Here is a 16,854-nt window from a genome sequence, read left to right as displayed (position 1 = left end):
CGCATGACCCAGGCACTGGCCGATATGCGCCGTGACTACACACGGGACGGTTTGAGCGAGGCCCAGGCCCCGGACGAGCCGTTTGCGTTGTTCCACCATTGGTTTGCTGATGCGGTGAAAACCGAACAGCCGCCAGTGGAGGCCAATGCCATGACGCTGGCGACGGTGGATCAGGACGGCCGCCCGCACTGCCGCATCCTGCTGCTCAAGGGCCTGGATGCACAGGGCTTTACCTTCTTCACCAACTATCAGAGCGCCAAGGGTGAACAACTCGCGGCGCGGCCGTTTGCGGCCATGACCTTCTTCTGGCCAACCCTGGAGCGCCAGGTACGCATTGAAGGGCGCGTGGCCAAGGTCACGCCTGCAGAGTCGGATGCTTATTATCAGGTGCGCCCGTTGGGCAGCCGCCTGGGCGCCTGGGCCTCTCCGCAGAGCAAAGTCATTCGTGATCGCGAAGAGCTGCAGGCGCTGCTCAAGGCCACTGAAGAGCGTTTCAGCGATACCCAGCCCGATTGCCCCGAGCATTGGGGTGGGTACCGTTTACTGCCTGAGCGCATCGAGTTCTGGCAAGGCCGCGCCAGCCGCCTGCATGATCGCCTCAACTACCGCTTGCAAGACGGCCAATGGTGCCGCGAGCGCCTGGCGCCCTGAGCGTCACCTTTCGTCATTCCACCTGAATCAACACCGTTGCGTCGAAGTCTCTGTTCAAGAGACTTCGGACGCTTTCGGCTGTGCGGCTACACTGATCGAGCCGGTTATGGCATGGTTCCGTACCCTGGCTTGGTTACCGTTCGTCGAGTTCTCTGGTGCTGGCAGTCTGTACTCAGGCTGAATGAAAGCAAGTTTCTGCCTGGTGCGCCGTGACACGCGCCAAGCCACAGCGTTTAATGAATACCTGTCCTTTGGAGTTGATGCTATGCGTAAGTCCGTTTTACTAGTTGCCTGCTTTACCACCCTGTCGTTGCTGTTGGGTGGCTGCGCCTCGAGTCTGACCGGCGACTCGTACTCTCGTGATGAGGCGCGTCGTGTACAGACCGTTCGCATGGGCACCATCGAATCCCTGCGTCCGGTGAAAATCGAAGGGACCAAGACCCCAATCGGCGGCGCCGCGGGCGCAGTCATCGGCGGCGTTGGCGGCAGCGCCATCGGTGGCGGCCGTGGCAGCATCGTGACTGCTGTGATCGGCGCAGTTGCGGGCGGCCTGCTGGGCTCGGCCACCGAAGAAGGCCTGACCCGTACCCAAGGTGTGGAAATCACCGTGCGCGAAGACGACGGCAGCATGCGTGCCTACGTACAAGCCGTGCAGGAAAATGAAATCTTCCGCATTGGTGACCGCGTACGCATCATGACCGTCGACGGTACCAGCCGCGTTACTCGCTAAGCCTTGAGCTACAGGCGAAGAAAAACCCCCAACCGGGTGACCGGTTGGGGGTTTTTTTGTAGGAGCGAGCTTGCTCGCGAAAAACGTTAACGATAACGCGTGCTCAATGAATGAACGCGGCGCCTCTAAGTTTTTCGCAAGCAAGCTCGCTCCTACAACTGACTGACTTCAATCATGCAACGACGACTTTCTTGCGACTTGCCATCGCCGTCACGGCATACCCGATAAAGGCCGCCAGGATCGACCCGGTCAGAATCCCCATGCGATCTTCACCGGCAAACTCACTGGCGCCCGGCACAAACGCCAGGGAGCCGACAAACAGGCTCATGGTGAAGCCGATCCCGCACAGGATCGCCACGCCCAGTACCTGGCCCCAATTGGCGCCGCTGGGCAGTGAGGCGATGCCGGTCTTGATCGCCAGCCAGGTGAGGCCGAACACACCGACTGTCTTGCCGATCAACAGGCCCGCGGCGATGCCCATGGGCACGGAGTGGGTGAAGCTCTCCAGGCTGACACCGGTGAGTGACACACCGGCATTGGCGAACGCGAACAGCGGCAGGATGGCGTAGGCCACCCAGGGGTGCAGGGCGTGTTCCAGGCTCAGCAGCGGTGAGGTTTCGGCATTCTTGGTGCGCAGTGGAATGCAGAACGCCAGGGTTACACCCGCCAAGGTCGCATGCACACCGCTCTTGAGCACGCACACCCACAGGATCAGGCCGATGATCATATACGGCCCCAGCTTGATCACGCCCAGGCGGTTCATCGCAATCAGCGCAATCAAGCACGCCCCCGCGCCCGCCAGGGATGCCGTGGACAAGTCAGCGGAATAGAACAAGGCAATGACGATGATGGCGCCAAGGTCATCAATGATCGCCAGGGTCATCAGGAACAGCTTCAGCGACACTGGTACGCGCTTGCCCAGCAGGGCCAGAACGCCCAGCGCAAAGGCGATGTCGGTGGCCATGGGGATCGCCCAGCCGGCCAGGGCGGCCGGGTTGTCCTTGTTAAGCGCCCAGTAGATCAGCGCCGGCACCACCATGCCGCCGATGGCCGCTGCGCCAGGCAGCACCACTTGCGAAGGCTTGGACAGGTGACCATCCAGCAGCTCACGCTTGACCTCCAGGCCGATCAGCAGGAAAAACAGGGCCATCAGGCCATCGTTGATCCAAAGCAGCGCCGGCTTGGCGATTTTCAACGCGCCAACCTGAGCCACCACCGGCGTGTCGAGAAAGGCGTTGTACAGGTGCGACAACGGTGAGTTGTTGATAATCAGCGCCAAAGCGGCAGCGGCGATCAACAACAGACCACTGGCGGCTTCCAGCTGGAAGAAACGGGTGAAAGTGCTACGCAGAGGCAAGGGATGCTCTCCAATCCAGGTTCAATAGGTGGGTACCCTAACCCGTACCGTTAGTTGTTAAAACAAAAGTTATATTCTTATTTGTTATAAGTGGTTGGCCGGAACATCGGTGGGTTAAAGACTAGCAATTGTGTGTCCAATTGCGTCGTCACTGTATCTGTGTGAAGCGTGGGAAACATCCTAAGATCACCGCTGAAAACCTTTAGAGAAGCCACCATGAGCGACCACCGTACCTGGGCCCGCGAAGCCATTCGTATCATTGAAGCGGACTTCCAGCGGAGCGCCGACACCCACCTGATCCCGCTGCCATTACCGGGTTTGCCAGGCATCGAGTTGTACTTCAAGGATGAGTCCAGCCACCCCACCGGCAGCCTGAAACACCGGCTGGCGCGCTCGTTGTTCCTGTATGCGCTGTGCAATGGTTGGCTCAAGCCTGGCGCCCCCGTTATTGAAGCGTCCAGCGGCTCCACCGCGATCTCGGAAGCCTACTTCGCGCGCTTGCTCGGCTTGCCGTTCATTGCCGTCATGCCCGCTACCACGTCCCAAGAGAAGATCGCCCAGATTGCCTTCTATGGTGGGAAGAGCCATCTGGTCCAGGACCCGACGCAGATCTACGCCGAATCCGAACGCCTGGCCCAGGAAAGCGGTGGTCACTTCATGGACCAGTTCACTTACGCCGAACGTGCCACCGACTGGCGGGCGAACAACAACATCGCCGAATCGATCTTCCAGCAGATGCGCTTTGAACAGCACCCGGAGCCGAGTTGGTTGATTTCCAGCCCTGGCACCGGCGGCACCACCGCGACCCTGGGCCGCTATGTGCGTTATCGTCAACATTGCACGCGTGTCCTATGTGCCGACGCCGAACGCTCGGTGTTCTTCGACTTCTACCAGAGTGGTGACGCCAGCCTGCGCCTGGACTGTGGCTCACGGATTGAAGGGATTGGTCGCCCACGTGTGGAGGCCTCGTTTCTGCCGGCGGTGATTGACGCCATGGTCAAGGTACCGGATGCATTGTCCCTGGCGGCCATGCATTACCTGGCTGAGCATTTGGGACGACGGGTTGGCGGGTCCAGCGGGACCAACCTGATCGGTGCGCTGATGGCGGCGCAACAGATGAAAGCGGCGGGGGAGTCGGGGTCGATCGTTGCGATCTTGTGCGATGGTGGTGAGCGCTATGCCACGACCTATTACGATCAAGCTTGGCTGGCGGGGCAGGGCTATGAGCTGGAAGGGTTGATCGCGGCGGTTGCGGCGAGTGTCGAGCGCGGTGAGGCGCTACCCGCTAACATCCTGCGCGCTAATATCTGACAAGCAGCGCCAAGTTGTAAGCTCCAAGCTACAAGAAAAGCAGGATGCATACCTGTTTTTAGCTTGTGGCTTGAAGCTTACAACTCGAAGCTTCAACCGTGGATGCCGAGCATATCCCGCGCCAACGCCTCGGCGATCCGAATCCCGTCGACACCCGCCGACAGAATCCCACCGGCATACCCCGCGCCTTCTCCGGCCGGGAACAAGCCTTTGACGTTCAGGCTCTGCATTGACTCGTTGCGGGTAATGCGCAAGGGCGATGAGGTGCGGGTCTCGATGCCGGTCAGCACCGCATCGTGCAGCGAGTAACCTTTGATCTGTTTCTCAAACGCCGGCAAGGCTTCGCGGATGGCTTCGATGGCGAAGTCCGGCAGGGCCAGGGCCAGGTCACCCAGCGACACGCCGGGTTTGTAGGACGGCTCCACACTGCCCAGCGCGGTGGAGGGTTTGCCGGCGATGAAGTCGCCCACCAGTTGCGCCGGGGCCTCGTAGTTGCTGCCGCCGAGGATGTAGGCGTGGGACTCCAGGCGCTCCTGCAACTCGATACCGGCCAGCGGGCCACCCGGGTAATCCACCTCGGGGGTAATGCCTACCACGATGCCAGAGTTGGCATTGCGCTCGTTACGCGAGTATTGGCTCATGCCGTTGGTCACGACGCGATGGGGCTCCGAGGTCGCAGCCACGACGGTGCCGCCGGGGCACATGCAGAAGCTGTAGACCGAACGGCCGTTCTTGGCGTGGTGCACCAGCTTGTAGTCCGCAGCACCCAGCTTCGGGTGGCCGGCGTATTTACCCAGGCGTGCGGCGTCGATCAGCGACTGTGGGTGTTCGATACGGAAACCCACCGAGAACGGCTTGGCTTCCATGTACACGCCACGGTCGTGGAGCATGCGGAAGGTGTCACGGGCGCTGTGGCCCAGGGCAAGAATCACGTGCTTGGAGAGGATCTGCTCGCCGCCGTCGATGACCACGCCGTTCAACTGGCCGTCTTCGATCAACACGTCGGTGACCCGCTGCTCGAAGCGCACTTCACCGCCCAGGGCGATGATCTGCTCGCGCATGTTTTCCACCACGCCGGTCAGGCGGAAGGTGCCGATGTGGGGCTTGCTGACGTAGAGAATTTCTTCCGGCGCGCCGGCCTTGACGAACTCGTGCAGCACTTTGCGACCGTGGAATTTCGGGTCCTTGATCTGGCTGTACAGCTTGCCGTCGGAGAAGGTGCCTGCGCCGCCTTCACCGAATTGCACGTTGGACTCGGGGTTGAGCACGCTTTTGCGCCACAGGCCCCAGGTGTCCTTGGTGCGTTGGCGCACTTCCTTGCCGCGCTCGAGGATGATCGGCTTGAAGCCCATCTGTGCCAGCAGCAGCCCGGCGAAAATCCCGCAGGGACCGAAGCCCACCACGATTGGCCGCTCAGCCAGGCCTTCCGGCGCCTGGCCCACCACCTTGTAGCTGACATCCGGTGCCGGATTGACATTGCGGTCGTCGGCAAACTTGAGCAGCAGGGCGGCTTCACCCTTCACGTTCAGGTCGACGGTGTAGATGAAGCACAGCTCGGAGGTCTTTTTACGCGCATCGTAGCTGCGCTTGAACAGGGTGAAATCGAGCAGGTCATCACTGGCGATGCCCAGGCGCTGCACGATGGCAGTGCGCAGGTCTTCTTCGGGATGGTCGATGGGCAGCTTGAGTTCGGTGATTCGTAACATGACAGGATCCGGTAGGCGGCGGGCAAGGAGGCCGGCTGTTTTGCAAACCGGCGATTATAAGCCCCAATGGCAAGTTTCCGTCAGGTTAAAACAGCACAGGGCCTAATCAGTCGTCCCGCGAGCCGCCGAATGCTGCGCAACCACGCTGCACCTGGCCGTTCACGCGCAACTCGGCGCTCATGTGTTGCAGGCTGCCGCTCACACTGTCGACGCAGCGCTGGGGCGCCACCCACAGTTCGATGTGCTGGTTGTTGGCTTCGGTCATCAGATTGAAGCGGCCGTCGCCCAGTTGTTCCTCGACGTAGGGTACTGCCAAAGGTGGATGGCCTTCGCGTTCCAGCACCATGCCCTTGGCCGTGACATTCATTGCCCAGGCGGGTTTATGGCCGTTGGCCCGCAGGATCATGCGCTTGAAGTCCGGGTCGGAGCACGCTGAAGTCGAGCGTTCGACGCGATACAGCTGTTGCAGGTCCACTGAACCCTGGGTGCCGCTGGCGACCCCGGAAAACTTGCCGCGCAGGTCGGCAAACAGCTTGCCCTGCTGGCCGGCCAGCGAGGCGGCTTCCTGCAGGACGCTGGTGCCGCCGGTGTCGTTGACCACGTAGCTACGCTGGTCGCCGCACGGCTGGAACAGCAGTTTGCCGTCCACCGCGGTCAACTCACCCTGCATACGGGTCAGCCCGACAGTCGATGGCTTGGCCGGCTCGCTTTCGAACAATTGGCAGGCGGCGAATACAGGAAGCAAGGCAAACAGGACGAGGGTACGGGCGGCGCGCATTATCGGGTCTCCAGGCAAGTGCCGCCACGTTACGCAGGCTGGCCGTGCATCACAAGCCCGCTTGCCAGCTTCAGGCGTTTCTTACAGTACTCACCCTCATCCCACGATAAAGGTCTGACCAGTTTGTAGGCCCTCGACGCTTTTTGCGTAAGCCAGCGCCACATCGGCGGCGGGGGCAGGTTTGTAGCCACGGAAATAAGGGGCATAGCTGCCCATGGCTTCCAGTAGCACAGTCGGGCTGACCGAGTTGATACGCAGGCCGCGAGGCAATTCAATGGCCGCCGCTTTGACGAAGGCGTCCAGCGCACCGTTGACCAAGGCCGCCGAAGCGCCGGTACGGATCGGATCACGGTTCAGGATGCCGCTGGTGAACGTGAACGAAGCACCGTCGTTGGCGTACTCACGGCCGATCAACAGCAGGTTGACCTGGCCCATCAGCTTGTCACGCAGGCCCAGTTCGAAATCGCTGTCGTTCATGTCTGCCAGGGGCACGAAGTTGACGCTGCCTGCCGCGCAGATCAGGGCGTCGAACTTGCCGGTCTGTTCGAACAGCTTACGGATCGAGGCGCTATCGCTGATATCCACCTGGAAGTCACCGCTGGTGCGGCCGATGCTGATCACTTCGTGGCGCTGGGCCAGTTCCGCCTTGACCGCTGAACCGATGGTGCCGCTGGCACCGATCAATAGGATTTTCATCGTACTGTTCCTCTGGGCTGATGCCCTGTAGGAGTGAGCTTGCTCGCGAAGAACGTCAACGATCACGCGGTAAAACTGACTACACGGCGGCGATCTTGAGTTTTTCGCGAGCAAGCTCGCTCCTACAGGGGTTGGGATTTGCGTTCAGTCTAGTGTGGCTTTTTAATTGGATAAACGTGCTAATAGGCAACCTTTGGTTTTCAAATGGAAACAGTCCATGAGCGAAATGGATGACTTGGCGGCGTTCGCCGTGCTGATCGAAGCCGGCAGTTTCACCGTGGCGGCCGCACAATTGGGCTGCAGCAAAGGGCAGTTGTCCAAGCGCATCAGCCAGTTGGAAGCGCAGTTTGCCGTGGTTTTGCTGCACCGCACCACGCGCAAGCTGAGCCTGACTGCTGCCGGCGCGGCGTTGCTGCCCCAGGCACAAGCATTGGTGGTGCAGGTGGAACGCGCCCGCCAGGCATTGGCGCGGCTCAAAGATGATTTGGCTGGCCCTGTGCGTATGACCGTTCCAGTGTCGTTGGGTGAAACCTTCTTCGATGGCTTGCTGCTGGAGTTCTCCAAGCAATACCCGCAGGTGCAGATCGAGCTGGAGCTCAATAACAACTACCGAGACTTGGCACGGGATGGTTTTGACTTGGGGGTACGGTCGGGCGCCATCGAACATGAACGCTTGGTGGCTAAACCTTTGCTGGCCTGGCATGAGATGACCTGCGCCAGCCCGGCTTATCTGGAACAGCATGGCGAGCCGCAGACCCCAGCGGACCTGGCGGCGCACAGCTGTTTGCTCAACAGTCATTACAGTGGCCGCGAGGAATGGTTGTACCACCAGCAACACGAATTGCTGCGGGTAAAGGTGAGCGGCACCTTCGCCTCCAACCACTACAACCTGTTGAAAAAAGCAGCGTTGGTCGGCGCCGGTATTGCCCGCCTGCCGTCCTACGTTCTACCCACGGAGCTGGCTGACGGCCGATTGCGCTGGCTGCTGCGCGATTATCAGACACGCAGCATGCCGATGTACTTGGTGCATCCCTACCAGGGCGGTTTGCCTCGGCGTACCCAGGTGTTGGCCGACTACCTGGTGGACTGGTTCAAGCGCAGCGGCGAAGCGCTGGATCGGCTTCAGCGATAACGACGGGCAATCAGGTGGTCGATGGACAGGCACCCGGGGCCTTTGGCAAGCAACAACAATAACAGCGCAAGCCAGGTGCCGTGAGTGGGGTAGGCGTCAGGGTAGACGAACAGCTGGATGGTCAAGGTCATGCCTATCAAGGCCAGGGCCGAGAAGCGCGTGGCGAACCCCAGCAGAATCAATACCGGAAAAAAGTGCTCGGCAAAGGTTGCCAGGTGCGCGGCCACCTCTGGCGACAGCAGAGGTAATTGGTATTCGCTGCGAAACAAAAAGAGCGTCGAGGCGGCGAGTTTGGGCTCACCCCATTGGAAGGTGCCGCTGATCAGGTCAATGGCAAAGCCTTCGACCTTGGTCTGGCCAGACTTCCAGAACACCGCAGCAATGGAGAAGCGCGCGATAAAGGCGATCAGGCTGTAGGGGATTTTTTCAAACAGTGCGACGGTTCGTTTTACCAGGCAGGGAGCGGGAAAGTTCATGGCGATACCTCTGGTTGCAGATGCAAATGGGTGATGGCGTCGTGGCTGATCAACAGCGTGAGACATAGGTGCAAGTCGAATTCGTCAGAGGCTTTCAGGGCATCAGCTATGGCCATTTCCAGCCCTGCGCCTTGGTTGAGTCGGTTGATAAAGGTCACAGACCCGCGGTCGATGGCGAATACCTTGACCACCAACCCTTGGCGCAAGACCAGCCCGCCTTGGGCATGCCATGGGTTCAAGCTGGCGATGGCCCCGTCGGCCTGGTGCGCCGCCCAAACCGATACCACCGCGTAGGACGATTCCAGCGTGGCAAGTGATGGATGCAGTCGTACACGCAGTTGCCCCAGTTGCGCGCAACCTTGCAGTTGCCGAAGTACGCTGTGCTGATCCAAAACCTGGCAATCCGCCGCGTGATAAGCGCGGACCCTCAAGCGTTCCAGCCGGGCGACATCGGCCAGGTAGGGCACGCTCCAGGCTGGTTCGAAACCCTGGATAAAGTCAGCGAACGTGCCGCCGTACTCATTGATCAAGGGGCTGGTGGGCGGGTGGGCCTGGGCATACAGGCCGGCCATGGCGCGGAAAAACTCATCGCCGACCAGTTGCCGCGCCACCGGGTAGGCGGCTGCCAAAGCATTGATCAAAGCGCTATGGACATTGTTTCGATACACCGCAAAGCGGCTCGCCGGTTCAGCACCGTTGCTGCTGAACACGCCCTCGGGGCAGGTTGCTTGCGGGGCCAGTAAAGCCTCGGCGAATGTTTGCTGAATGCTCATCGGGCCACCTGCGACAAATACCATTCGGCCTGCCGGGCCTCTTTTTGCAACACGCTGAACGCGGGCACCTGGTTATCCCGCTCGATCAGCGTCGCCACCGCTCCGGTCCGCGCCAGTACCTGTGCGTAAAGCTGCCACACGGCGTTATCGATCGGCGCGCCGTGGTCATCAATCAGCAGGCGGTCGCCCAGGCTGTCGGTGTCTTCGGCAAAACCGGCCAGATGAATCTCACCCACTGCGTGCAATGGCAAGGCATCGATGTAGGTCAGCGGGTCGCGCTGATGATTGATGCAGGACACGTAGACGTTGTTGACGTCGAGCAGCAGGCCGCAACCGGTACGGCGGACTATCTGGCTGATGAAGTCGGTTTCGTCCAGGGTAGAGCGCTGGAACTGCAGGTAAGTGGAGGGGTTTTCCAACAGCATCGGCCGCTTGAGCGCGCTCTGTACCTGATCCACGTGTTCGCATACCCGCTCCAGGGTGCAGGCGTCGTAGGCCAGGGGCAGCAAGTCGTTGAGAAACACCGGGCCGTGGCTGGACCAGGCCAGGTGTTCGGAAAAAGACTGGGGTTGATAGCGTTCGATCAGCGTGGCCAGGCGTGCCAGGTGCTCGCGATCCAAGGGGGCTTCGCCGCCGATGGACAGGCCGACGCCGTGCAGAGACAGGGGGTACTGCGCACGAATCAACCCCAAGTAGTGATGAAACGGGCCGCCGGCCACCATGTAGTTTTCGGCGTGTACTTCGAAAAAACCAATGTCGGGGCGGGTCTCGAGCACCTCGGTGAAGTGCTCGGTCTTGAGCCCCAGCCCGGCCCGATAGGGGAGGCCGGGCACCTGAGCCGGTGAGACCGCGTGTTGGGCTGTAGGCGTCATCATCAGTACTCAGGCTGCGCGGGGTTCAGGATTTGGCGGTGAAGGCCGCTTCCTGGCCAAAACCGGTCGGCGAGGTGGTGCTTGGGGTCTTGGTGCAAGTGCCGGCGGGGACCAGCTTCCAGGCATTGGCCTGGTCTTTGGTTTTGGAGGTGCCAGCGCAGGACGTACCGGCGCCCGCGGCGCAGTCATTCTTGCCGGCTTCAGCCACGCCGAAGCATTTCTGCATGTCGTCGGCCGCGTGGGCGGTGGTGGTCAGGGCGGACAGGCTCAGGGCAGAACCAAGGGCCAGGACGAGGGTGGCGGCGGACAGTTTGGTGGTCATGGTGTGTCTCCAGCAGTGGTTGAATGCGCAGGCTTGATTGCCTGCATGCACCACTAGAGAAAGGGGGAGGGAATTCGTTACAAAGCCATCGAAAAAAACTGCAAACAACACCTGTTTAATGACTTATACAACGCAAATGTGGGAGTCGGGCTTGCCCGCGATGCAAACGCCTCGGTTTTTCAGATACACCGGGGTGATGCTATCGCAGGCAAGCCAGCTCCCACACAAGCCAGCTCCCACTCTGAACTCACTCTTTCTTAGCCGCCGAGGTACGCCTCCCGCACCTTCGGATCGGTCAGCAATTGCTCACCCGTACCCTGCATCACCACCCGGCCATTCTCCAGCACATAGGCACGGTCAGCGATTTTCAGCGCCTGGTTGGCGTTCTGCTCCACCAAAAACACCGTCACACCGTCCTTGCGCAGCTGTTCGATGATGTCGAAGATCTGCTGGATGATGATCGGTGCCAGGCCCAGGGAAGGCTCGTCCAGCAACAACAGCTTGGGCTTGCTCATCAGCGCCCGGCCGATGGCGAGCATTTGCTGCTCGCCGCCGGACATGGTGCCGCCGCGCTGGCTGAAGCGTTCCTTGAGGCGGGGGAACAGGTGCAGCACCTTGTCCATTTGTTCCTGGTAATCGCCCTTGTCGGTAAAGAACCCACCCATGGCCAGGTTCTCTTCCACGGTCAGGCGCGAAAACACTCGACGGCCTTCCGGTACCACCGCAATGCTCTTGCGCATGATCTCGGCGGAGTGCTTGCCCACCAGTTCTTCACCCATGTAGCGGATGCTGCCACTGTAGGCTTGCGGCGAACCGCACAAGGTCATCAGCAAGGTCGATTTGCCGGCACCGTTGGCGCCGATCAGGGTGACAATCTCACCCTGGCGCACTTCCACATTGACGCTGTGCAGGGCCTGGATCTTGCCGTAGAAAGTGGAAACGTTTTCGAATTGCAGCATTTTACGCTTCCCCCAAGTAGGCTTTGATCACTTCAGGATTGTCGCGGATCTGCTCCGGCGTCCCGTTGGCCAGCGGCGTGCCCTGGTTGATCACCACGATATGGTCGGAGATGCTCATGACCAGTTTCATGTCGTGTTCGATCAACAGCACCGTGGCGTTGTTTTCCTCGCGCAGCACGCTGATCAGCGCCTTGAGGTCTTCGGTTTCCTTGGGGTTCAGGCCGGCGGCGGGTTCGTCGAGCATCAGAATCCGCGGGCGGGTCATCATGCAACGGGCGATTTCCAGGCGACGCTGCTGGCCGTAGGCGAGGGTGCCTGCCGGGCGGTTGGCAAACTCGGTCAGGTTGACCTTGTCCAGCCAGTACGCCGCGTACTCCATGGCCTCGCGCTCGCTCTTGCGGAACGCCGGGGTCTTGAACAGGCCCGCAAAGAAGTTGGTGTTCAAATGACGGTGCTGGGCGATCAGCAGGTTCTCGACCGCCGTCATGTCCTTGAACAACCGCACGTTCTGGAAGGTACGCACCACGCCTTTGCGGGCGATTTCGTGGCCGGCCAGGCCCTGTATGGGTTGGCCGTCCAGCAGGATGCTGCCGCCGCTCGGCTTGTAGAAGCCGGTGAGGCAGTTGAACACCGTGGTCTTGCCGGCGCCGTTGGGGCCGATCAGCGCTACCACTTGTTTCTCTTTGACGGACAGGGCCACGCCATTGACCGCCAGCAAACCACCGAAGCGCATGCTCAGGTTTTCGACTTTCAGGATCTCGCGGCTCATTTGCGCAGCTCCATGTGTGGACGTTGCATGGGCAGCAGGCCTTGAGGGCGCCAGATCATCATCAGCACCATCATGGCGCCGAACATCAACATGCGGTATTCGCTGAACTCACGCATCATTTCCGGCAGCAGGATCATCACGATGGCCGCCAGGATCACGCCCAGTTGCGAGCCCATGCCACCCAGTACCACGATGGCGAGAATGATCGCCGACTCGATAAAGGTGAACGATTCCGGCGTCACCAGGCCTTGGCGAGCGGCGAAGAAGCTGCCGGCAAAACCGGCGAATGCAGCGCCCAGGGTGAATGCGGAAAGCTTGATGATGGTCGGGTTCAGGCCCAGGGCACGGCAGGCGATTTCATCTTCGCGCAGCGCTTCCCACGCACGGCCGATGGGCATGCGCAGCAGGCGGTTGATCACGAACAGTGCCGCCAACGCCAAAAGCAGCGCCACCAGGTACAGGAACACCACTTTGCTCACCGGGTTGTAGGCAATCCCGAAGTACTCGTGGAAGGTCTGCATGCCTTCGGCGGCGGTGCGGTCGAACGACAGCCCGAAGAACGTCGGCTTGGGAATGCTGCTGATACCGTTGGGGCCACCGGTGATATCGGTGAGGTTACGCAGGAACAGGCGAATGATTTCGCCGAAGCCCAGGGTCACGATGGCCAGGTAGTCACCGCGCAGGCGCAGCACCGGGAAGCCCAGCAGGAAGCCGAACGTGGCCGCCGCCATACCCGCCAATGGCAGGCAGATCCAGAAGCTCCAGCCCAGGTAATGCGAGAGCAGCGCGTAGGTATAGGCACCCACGGCGTAGAAGCCCACATAACCCAGGTCGAGCAAGCCTGCCAGGCCCACCACGATGTTCAGGCCCAGGCCCAGCAACACGTAGATCAGGATCAGCGTGGCAATGTCGACCGCGCCGCGCGAGCCGAAGAACGGCCAGATCAGCGCCGCGATGATCAACCCGATGATGATGTAGCGCTGGGTGCGCGGCAGGGTCAGAAATTGGCTGACCTTGGGCGACACCAACGGGCCACGGTTGCCCTTGAACAAGGCACCGACCTGCTGGGTGAACAGTACGCGCAGGAACATCAGCACCGAACACAGGGCGATGACGGTCAGGGTCACAGGCCCGGTGCCGTGCACTTCCAGGTTGATGCCGACAATGCTCAGCTTGAGGCCGAGTACCGGGAAGGCCACGGCCCACACCAGCAAGGCGCTGAAAAACGCCGATTTAAGATATCTGCTCATACTTTCTCAACCTCCGGACGGCCCAGGATGCCGGTCGGACGGAACAACAACACCAGAACCAACAGGCCGAACGCGACGACGTCCTTGTACTGGTCACCGAAGATATCGGCGCCAAAGGCTTCGGCCACACCCAGCACCAGCCCGCCGAGCATGGCGCCCGGAATGCTGCCGATGCCGCCCAATACCGCTGCGGTAAAGGCCTTGAGGCCCACTAGGAAACCGGCGTTGGGGTTGATCACGCCGTATTGCATGCTCAGCAACACGGCCGCCACGGCCGCCAGCGCAGCACCAATGACGAAGGTCAGGGCGATGATGTTGTTGGTGTTGATGCCCAGCAGGTTGGCCATCTTGATGTCTTCGGCGCAGGCCCGGCAGGCGCGCCCCAGACGGGAGCGGGAGATGAACAGCGTCAGGCCCAGCATGGCCACCAGGGTGACCACGAAAACCAGAATCTGCATGTACGAAATCAGCACTTCTTGTGCGCCACCCGGGCCGAAGGAGATGCTCCCCGGAATCAGGTTGGGAATGGACTTGTCCTTGGAGTCCTGGGACAGCAATACGGTGTTCTGCAGGAAAATCGACATGCCGATCGCGGAAATCAGCGGGATCAAACGGTTGCTGCCCCGCAGGGGACGGTAGGCAACCCGCTCGATGCTGTAGCCATAGGCACTGGTTACGATGATCGACGCCAGGAACGCAGCGGTCATCAATAGCGGCAGGGAGTGGATCCCCATCATGGCCAGCCCGGCAAGGGCGATAAAGGCCACGTAGGAACCAATCATGTACACCTCGCCATGGGCGAAGTTGATCATTCCAATGATGCCGTAAACCATTGTGTAGCCAATGGCTATCAAGGCATAGGTGCTGCCAATGGTCAGGCCATTAACCAGCTGTTGGAAAAAATGATAGATCTCAGGCATTACAGCGCTCCTAAAAACCCGATACGCATTTCACTGGTGGAGTCATTTCCGGCTCGGTGCCCTGTTCTGTGACCAGGTTGCACGAAGCGTTTGCCAGCGAACCGCTGGTGACGGTTTTAAGATTTTCAGGTGAGCCAGCGCCCGGATCGCGGGTGACATGGCCCATAAACCTCGTAAAACAAAGCCCACTGCTTGCACAGTGGGCTTGTTGACCAGTAACGCCTGGCTTACTGAGGGGAGACTTCGGTTTTTGGTTTACCGAAGTGCCATTCGTAGACCACGAACTTGAAGTCCTTCAGGTCGCCCTTGGCGTCGAAGCTCAGATCGCCGGTAGGGGTCTTGAAGGTACCCGCGTGGATGGCCTCGGCCACTTTGGCGGTGTCTTCGCTCTTCGCGGCAGCGATACCGCCGGCGATGACTTCAACTGCCGAGTACGCCGGGAATACGAACGGACCGGTTGGGTCCTGTTTGTTCTTCGCGAACTCTTCAACGATGGCTTTGTTGGCAGGGTCGGTGTCGAAGGATTTCGGCAGGGTCACCAGCAGGCCTTCGGAAGCGCCCTGGGCGATTTGCGAGATGGAGTCGTTACCCACGCCCTCTGGGCCCATGAACTTGGCGTTCAGGCCTTTTTCCTTGGCTTGGCGCAGGATCAGGCCCAGCTCAGGGTGGTAGCCGCCGTAGTAGACGAAGTCGACGTTGGCTTGCTTGAGCTTCTGGATGATCGAGGAGAAGTCTTTGTCACCGGCGTTCAGGCCTTCGAAGACGGCAACCTTGGTGCCTTTTTCTTCAAGGGTCTTCTTCACGGCGCTGGCGATACCTTCACCGTATTGCTGCTTGTCGTGCAGCACGGCAACGATTTTCGGTTTCACGTGGTCGGCGATGTAGTTGCCGGCCGCTGGGCCTTGCGCGCTGTCCAGGCCGATGGTGCGGAAAATCAGCTTGTAGCCACGGGAAGTGATTTCAGGGCTGGTGGCAGCGGGGGTGATCATGATGACGCCTTCGTCTTCATAGATATCCGATGCTGGCTGAGTGGAGCTGGAGCAGAGGTGGCCGACGACGAACTTGACGCCATCATTGACCACTTTGTTGGCAACGGCCACGGCTTGTTTTGGATCGCAAGCGTCGTCGTATTCCTTGGCCTCAAGCATCTTGCCGTCTACGCCGCCCTTGGCGTTGATGTCTTTGATGGCTTGCTTGGCACCCATGAATTGCATGTCGCCGTATTGCGTCACCGGACCGGTCTTGGGACCGGCGATGCCGATCTTGATGGTGTCGGCTGCGAACGAATGGCCGGCAACCCCAGCCAGGACCATAGCGGCAAACAGTTTGGAAATCTGCTTAGTAGCCTTATTCATAGTGCTCCACTCTTACTGTTGTATTTTTTATAGTTCTAGCGGCCTTGTGAGCTGCAGAACCGGATCAGATATCGCGGATATCCCCCCGGCATTGCCCTGGCAACTGTACCGGTACAGTGTAGAGCGCCGGCTGATCGCTTGAAAAGCTGGCAGCTGGGGGCAAAACCTGGGTATGTCGCTTAAGTGAAAGAAAAAGACAGAATTGCGCCGGGCTGCTAACAGCTTTCAAGGCATTCCTTGGCTTTCCTGGCAGTTTCAATCGCTACTTCATTTGCTACTGGGTTTTTCTGCCTGAGCGACGGGGCTATGATTGCGCCGATTTTCTACTCAGGTGAATTCCCATGACGCAAGAACCAAGCACCCTCTATGCCAAGCTGCTCGGTGAAACCGCCGAAATTTCCTGGAAGGAGCTTGAACCGTTCTTTGCCAAGGGTGCCCTATTGTGGGTCGATGCCGGCCTGGATTTGATCGAGGCCGCCGAAGGAATGGCCGAAGACAACCGTGACAAAGTCGCCGCCTGGCTGGCTGCAGGCACCCTTGGCGAGGTGTCTGCGACGCGGGCATTGGACCTGGTCGAACGGGATCCAAGCTTATGGGCAGTGGTGGTCTCGCCATGGATCCTGATCCAGGAAAGGGCAGCATAAGAATGGCGCGCACGAAAAAGGTGCGTATTTTTCACGCGCTGAAGTGTGTAGCCGAGTAACCGCTGAACGCGTGATGGCACCTTGCCGTAGAGAAAGGTCACAGCCGAGGGTGACGTAAGCGTCACGGGAACAGTTGAGGTCCGAAGGAATGAG

18 protein-coding genes are annotated in these 16,854 nt (G+C 60.0%); 5 read left to right on the top strand and 13 right to left on the bottom strand.

All coding sequences use genetic code 11. The features are described from left to right. Positions 1-3 precede the first annotated feature (3 nt). Together pdxH and HBO10_RS02895 are read left to right on the top strand one after the other, a co-directional pair. On the top strand, positions 4-651 hold the full coding sequence (pdxH, locus tag HBO10_RS02900; RefSeq protein WP_034125943.1) for a pyridoxamine 5'-phosphate oxidase: 648 nt from the start codon (positions 4-6) through the stop codon (positions 649-651). Positions 652-916: 265 nt separating this feature from the next. Beyond that, a complete protein-coding gene (locus tag HBO10_RS02895; protein WP_003189251.1) occupies positions 917-1,381 on the top strand; it encodes a glycine zipper 2TM domain-containing protein in 465 nt (154 codons plus the stop codon). Between the two features lie 172 nt (positions 1,382-1,553). Here HBO10_RS02895 and nhaA read toward each other — a convergent pair whose 3' ends face one another. Next, positions 1,554-2,738: a Na+/H+ antiporter NhaA gene (nhaA, locus tag HBO10_RS02890; protein ID WP_034125944.1), complete on the bottom strand. Its 1,185-nt coding sequence runs from the start codon at positions 2,736-2,738 to the stop codon at positions 1,554-1,556. A gap of 216 nt (positions 2,739-2,954) precedes the next feature. Here nhaA and HBO10_RS02885 point away from each other — a divergent pair, with 216 nt between their 5' ends. Beyond that, positions 2,955-4,049: a PLP-dependent cysteine synthase family protein gene (locus HBO10_RS02885; RefSeq protein WP_034125945.1), complete on the top strand. Its 1,095-nt coding sequence runs from the start codon at positions 2,955-2,957 to the stop codon at positions 4,047-4,049. A 92-nt stretch (positions 4,050-4,141) separates the two neighbouring features. Here HBO10_RS02885 and HBO10_RS02880 read toward each other — a convergent pair whose 3' ends face one another. From HBO10_RS02880 to HBO10_RS02870, 3 genes are all read right to left on the bottom strand, one after another. Then, positions 4,142-5,755 carry an NAD(P)/FAD-dependent oxidoreductase gene (locus tag HBO10_RS02880; RefSeq protein ID WP_034125946.1) on the bottom strand — a complete coding sequence of 538 codons (1,614 nt, stop codon included), beginning with the start codon at positions 5,753-5,755 and terminating at the stop codon, positions 4,142-4,144. Between the two features lie 106 nt (positions 5,756-5,861). Continuing rightward, positions 5,862-6,533 (bottom strand): membrane protein, encoded by a 672-nt coding sequence (locus tag HBO10_RS02875; protein ID WP_034125947.1) that lies wholly within the window; start codon positions 6,531-6,533, stop codon positions 5,862-5,864. A 96-nt stretch (positions 6,534-6,629) separates the two neighbouring features. Beyond that, a complete protein-coding gene (locus tag HBO10_RS02870; RefSeq protein ID WP_034125948.1) occupies positions 6,630-7,229 on the bottom strand; it encodes a short chain dehydrogenase in 600 nt (199 codons plus the stop codon). A 217-nt stretch (positions 7,230-7,446) separates the two neighbouring features. Here HBO10_RS02870 and HBO10_RS02865 point away from each other — a divergent pair, with 217 nt between their 5' ends. Beyond that, on the top strand, positions 7,447-8,361 hold the full coding sequence (locus tag HBO10_RS02865; protein WP_034125949.1) for a LysR family transcriptional regulator: 915 nt from the start codon (positions 7,447-7,449) through the stop codon (positions 8,359-8,361). Here HBO10_RS02865 and HBO10_RS02860 read toward each other — a convergent pair. The 9 genes from HBO10_RS02860 to HBO10_RS02820 all read right to left on the bottom strand — a co-directional run bounded on the left by HBO10_RS02860 (position 8,352) and on the right by HBO10_RS02820 (position 16,057). Next, the gene (locus tag HBO10_RS02860; RefSeq protein WP_034125950.1) at positions 8,352-8,837 is read right to left on the bottom strand and encodes a DoxX family protein; all 486 of its coding nucleotides are present in this window, start codon (positions 8,835-8,837) and stop codon (positions 8,352-8,354) included. The two genes, HBO10_RS02865 and HBO10_RS02860, sit on opposite strands and share 10 nt — an antisense overlap. Next, complete coding sequence (locus HBO10_RS02855; protein WP_034125951.1) at positions 8,834-9,610, bottom strand: DNA-binding domain-containing protein; 777 nt, start codon at positions 9,608-9,610, stop codon at positions 8,834-8,836. The genes HBO10_RS02860 and HBO10_RS02855 overlap by 4 nt, the downstream gene beginning before the upstream one ends. After that, on the bottom strand, positions 9,607-10,485 hold the full coding sequence (locus tag HBO10_RS02850) for a DUF692 domain-containing protein (RefSeq protein ID WP_034125952.1): 879 nt from the start codon (positions 10,483-10,485) through the stop codon (positions 9,607-9,609). Before HBO10_RS02850 ends, HBO10_RS02855 begins: the two co-directional genes overlap by 4 nt. Positions 10,486-10,507: 22 nt before the next feature. Next, positions 10,508-10,804, bottom strand: a complete 297-nt coding sequence (locus HBO10_RS02845) for a DUF2282 domain-containing protein (protein WP_034125953.1) — start codon at positions 10,802-10,804, stop codon at positions 10,508-10,510. A 257-nt stretch (positions 10,805-11,061) separates the two neighbouring features. Next, a complete protein-coding gene (locus HBO10_RS02840; RefSeq protein ID WP_003193540.1) occupies positions 11,062-11,763 on the bottom strand; it encodes an ABC transporter ATP-binding protein in 702 nt (233 codons plus the stop codon). Between the two features lies 1 nt (position 11,764). Next, positions 11,765-12,532, bottom strand: coding sequence for a high-affinity branched-chain amino acid ABC transporter ATP-binding protein LivG (livG, locus tag HBO10_RS02835; RefSeq protein ID WP_034125954.1), 768 nt, complete (start codon positions 12,530-12,532; stop codon positions 11,765-11,767). Then, complete coding sequence (locus HBO10_RS02830; protein WP_034125955.1) at positions 12,529-13,782, bottom strand: high-affinity branched-chain amino acid ABC transporter permease LivM; 1,254 nt, start codon at positions 13,780-13,782, stop codon at positions 12,529-12,531. The genes livG and HBO10_RS02830 overlap by 4 nt, the downstream gene beginning before the upstream one ends. Then, positions 13,779-14,702 carry a high-affinity branched-chain amino acid ABC transporter permease LivH gene (gene livH / locus HBO10_RS02825; protein ID WP_003193535.1) on the bottom strand — a complete coding sequence of 308 codons (924 nt, stop codon included), beginning with the start codon at positions 14,700-14,702 and terminating at the stop codon, positions 13,779-13,781. Before livH ends, HBO10_RS02830 begins: the two co-directional genes overlap by 4 nt. A gap of 227 nt (positions 14,703-14,929) precedes the next feature. Next, complete coding sequence (locus HBO10_RS02820) at positions 14,930-16,057, bottom strand: branched-chain amino acid ABC transporter substrate-binding protein (protein ID WP_003193533.1); 1,128 nt, start codon at positions 16,055-16,057, stop codon at positions 14,930-14,932. Between the two features lie 341 nt (positions 16,058-16,398). Here HBO10_RS02820 and HBO10_RS02815 point away from each other — a divergent pair, with 341 nt between their 5' ends. After that, positions 16,399-16,701, top strand: a complete 303-nt coding sequence (locus HBO10_RS02815) for a DUF2288 domain-containing protein (protein WP_034125956.1) — start codon at positions 16,399-16,401, stop codon at positions 16,699-16,701. The last annotated feature ends 153 nt before the right edge of the window (positions 16,702-16,854 follow it).

It is taken from the genome of Pseudomonas sp. WS 5503, assembly GCF_012985385.1.
GTDB lineage: Bacteria > Pseudomonadota > Gammaproteobacteria > Pseudomonadales > Pseudomonadaceae > Aquipseudomonas > Aquipseudomonas paracarnis.
Note: the sequence above shows the minus strand (reverse complement) of the source record. Positions and strands in the feature narration are given on the sequence as shown.

Excerpts from the sequence above, each read along its gene's own strand:
- HBO10_RS02855 (WP_034125951.1), bottom strand. The coding sequence starts at position 9,610 with ATGAGCATTCAGCAAACATTCGCCGAGGCTTTACTGGCCCCGCAAGCA.
- HBO10_RS02865 (WP_034125949.1), top strand. The coding sequence starts at position 7,447 with ATGAGCGAAATGGATGACTTGGCGGCGTTCGCCGTGCTGATCGAAGCC.
- HBO10_RS02840 (WP_003193540.1), bottom strand. The coding sequence starts at position 11,763 with ATGCTGCAATTCGAAAACGTTTCCACTTTCTACGGCAAGATCCAGGCC.
- pdxH (WP_034125943.1), top strand. The coding sequence starts at position 4 with ATGACCCAGGCACTGGCCGATATGCGCCGTGACTACACACGGGACGGT.
- HBO10_RS02860 (WP_034125950.1), bottom strand. The coding sequence starts at position 8,837 with ATGAACTTTCCCGCTCCCTGCCTGGTAAAACGAACCGTCGCACTGTTT.
- HBO10_RS02880 (WP_034125946.1), bottom strand. The coding sequence starts at position 5,755 with ATGTTACGAATCACCGAACTCAAGCTGCCCATCGACCATCCCGAAGAA.
- livG (WP_034125954.1), bottom strand. The coding sequence starts at position 12,532 with ATGAGCCGCGAGATCCTGAAAGTCGAAAACCTGAGCATGCGCTTCGGT.
- HBO10_RS02845 (WP_034125953.1), bottom strand. The coding sequence starts at position 10,804 with ATGACCACCAAACTGTCCGCCGCCACCCTCGTCCTGGCCCTTGGTTCT.
- HBO10_RS02820 (WP_003193533.1), bottom strand. The coding sequence starts at position 16,057 with ATGAATAAGGCTACTAAGCAGATTTCCAAACTGTTTGCCGCTATGGTC.
- HBO10_RS02815 (WP_034125956.1), top strand. The coding sequence starts at position 16,399 with ATGACGCAAGAACCAAGCACCCTCTATGCCAAGCTGCTCGGTGAAACC.
- HBO10_RS02870 (WP_034125948.1), bottom strand. The coding sequence starts at position 7,229 with ATGAAAATCCTATTGATCGGTGCCAGCGGCACCATCGGTTCAGCGGTC.
- HBO10_RS02895 (WP_003189251.1), top strand. The coding sequence starts at position 917 with ATGCGTAAGTCCGTTTTACTAGTTGCCTGCTTTACCACCCTGTCGTTG.
- HBO10_RS02875 (WP_034125947.1), bottom strand. The coding sequence starts at position 6,533 with ATGCGCGCCGCCCGTACCCTCGTCCTGTTTGCCTTGCTTCCTGTATTC.
- HBO10_RS02885 (WP_034125945.1), top strand. The coding sequence starts at position 2,955 with ATGAGCGACCACCGTACCTGGGCCCGCGAAGCCATTCGTATCATTGAA.
- livH (WP_003193535.1), bottom strand. The coding sequence starts at position 14,702 with ATGCCTGAGATCTATCATTTTTTCCAACAGCTGGTTAATGGCCTGACC.
- HBO10_RS02850 (WP_034125952.1), bottom strand. The coding sequence starts at position 10,485 with ATGATGACGCCTACAGCCCAACACGCGGTCTCACCGGCTCAGGTGCCC.
- HBO10_RS02830 (WP_034125955.1), bottom strand. The coding sequence starts at position 13,782 with ATGAGCAGATATCTTAAATCGGCGTTTTTCAGCGCCTTGCTGGTGTGG.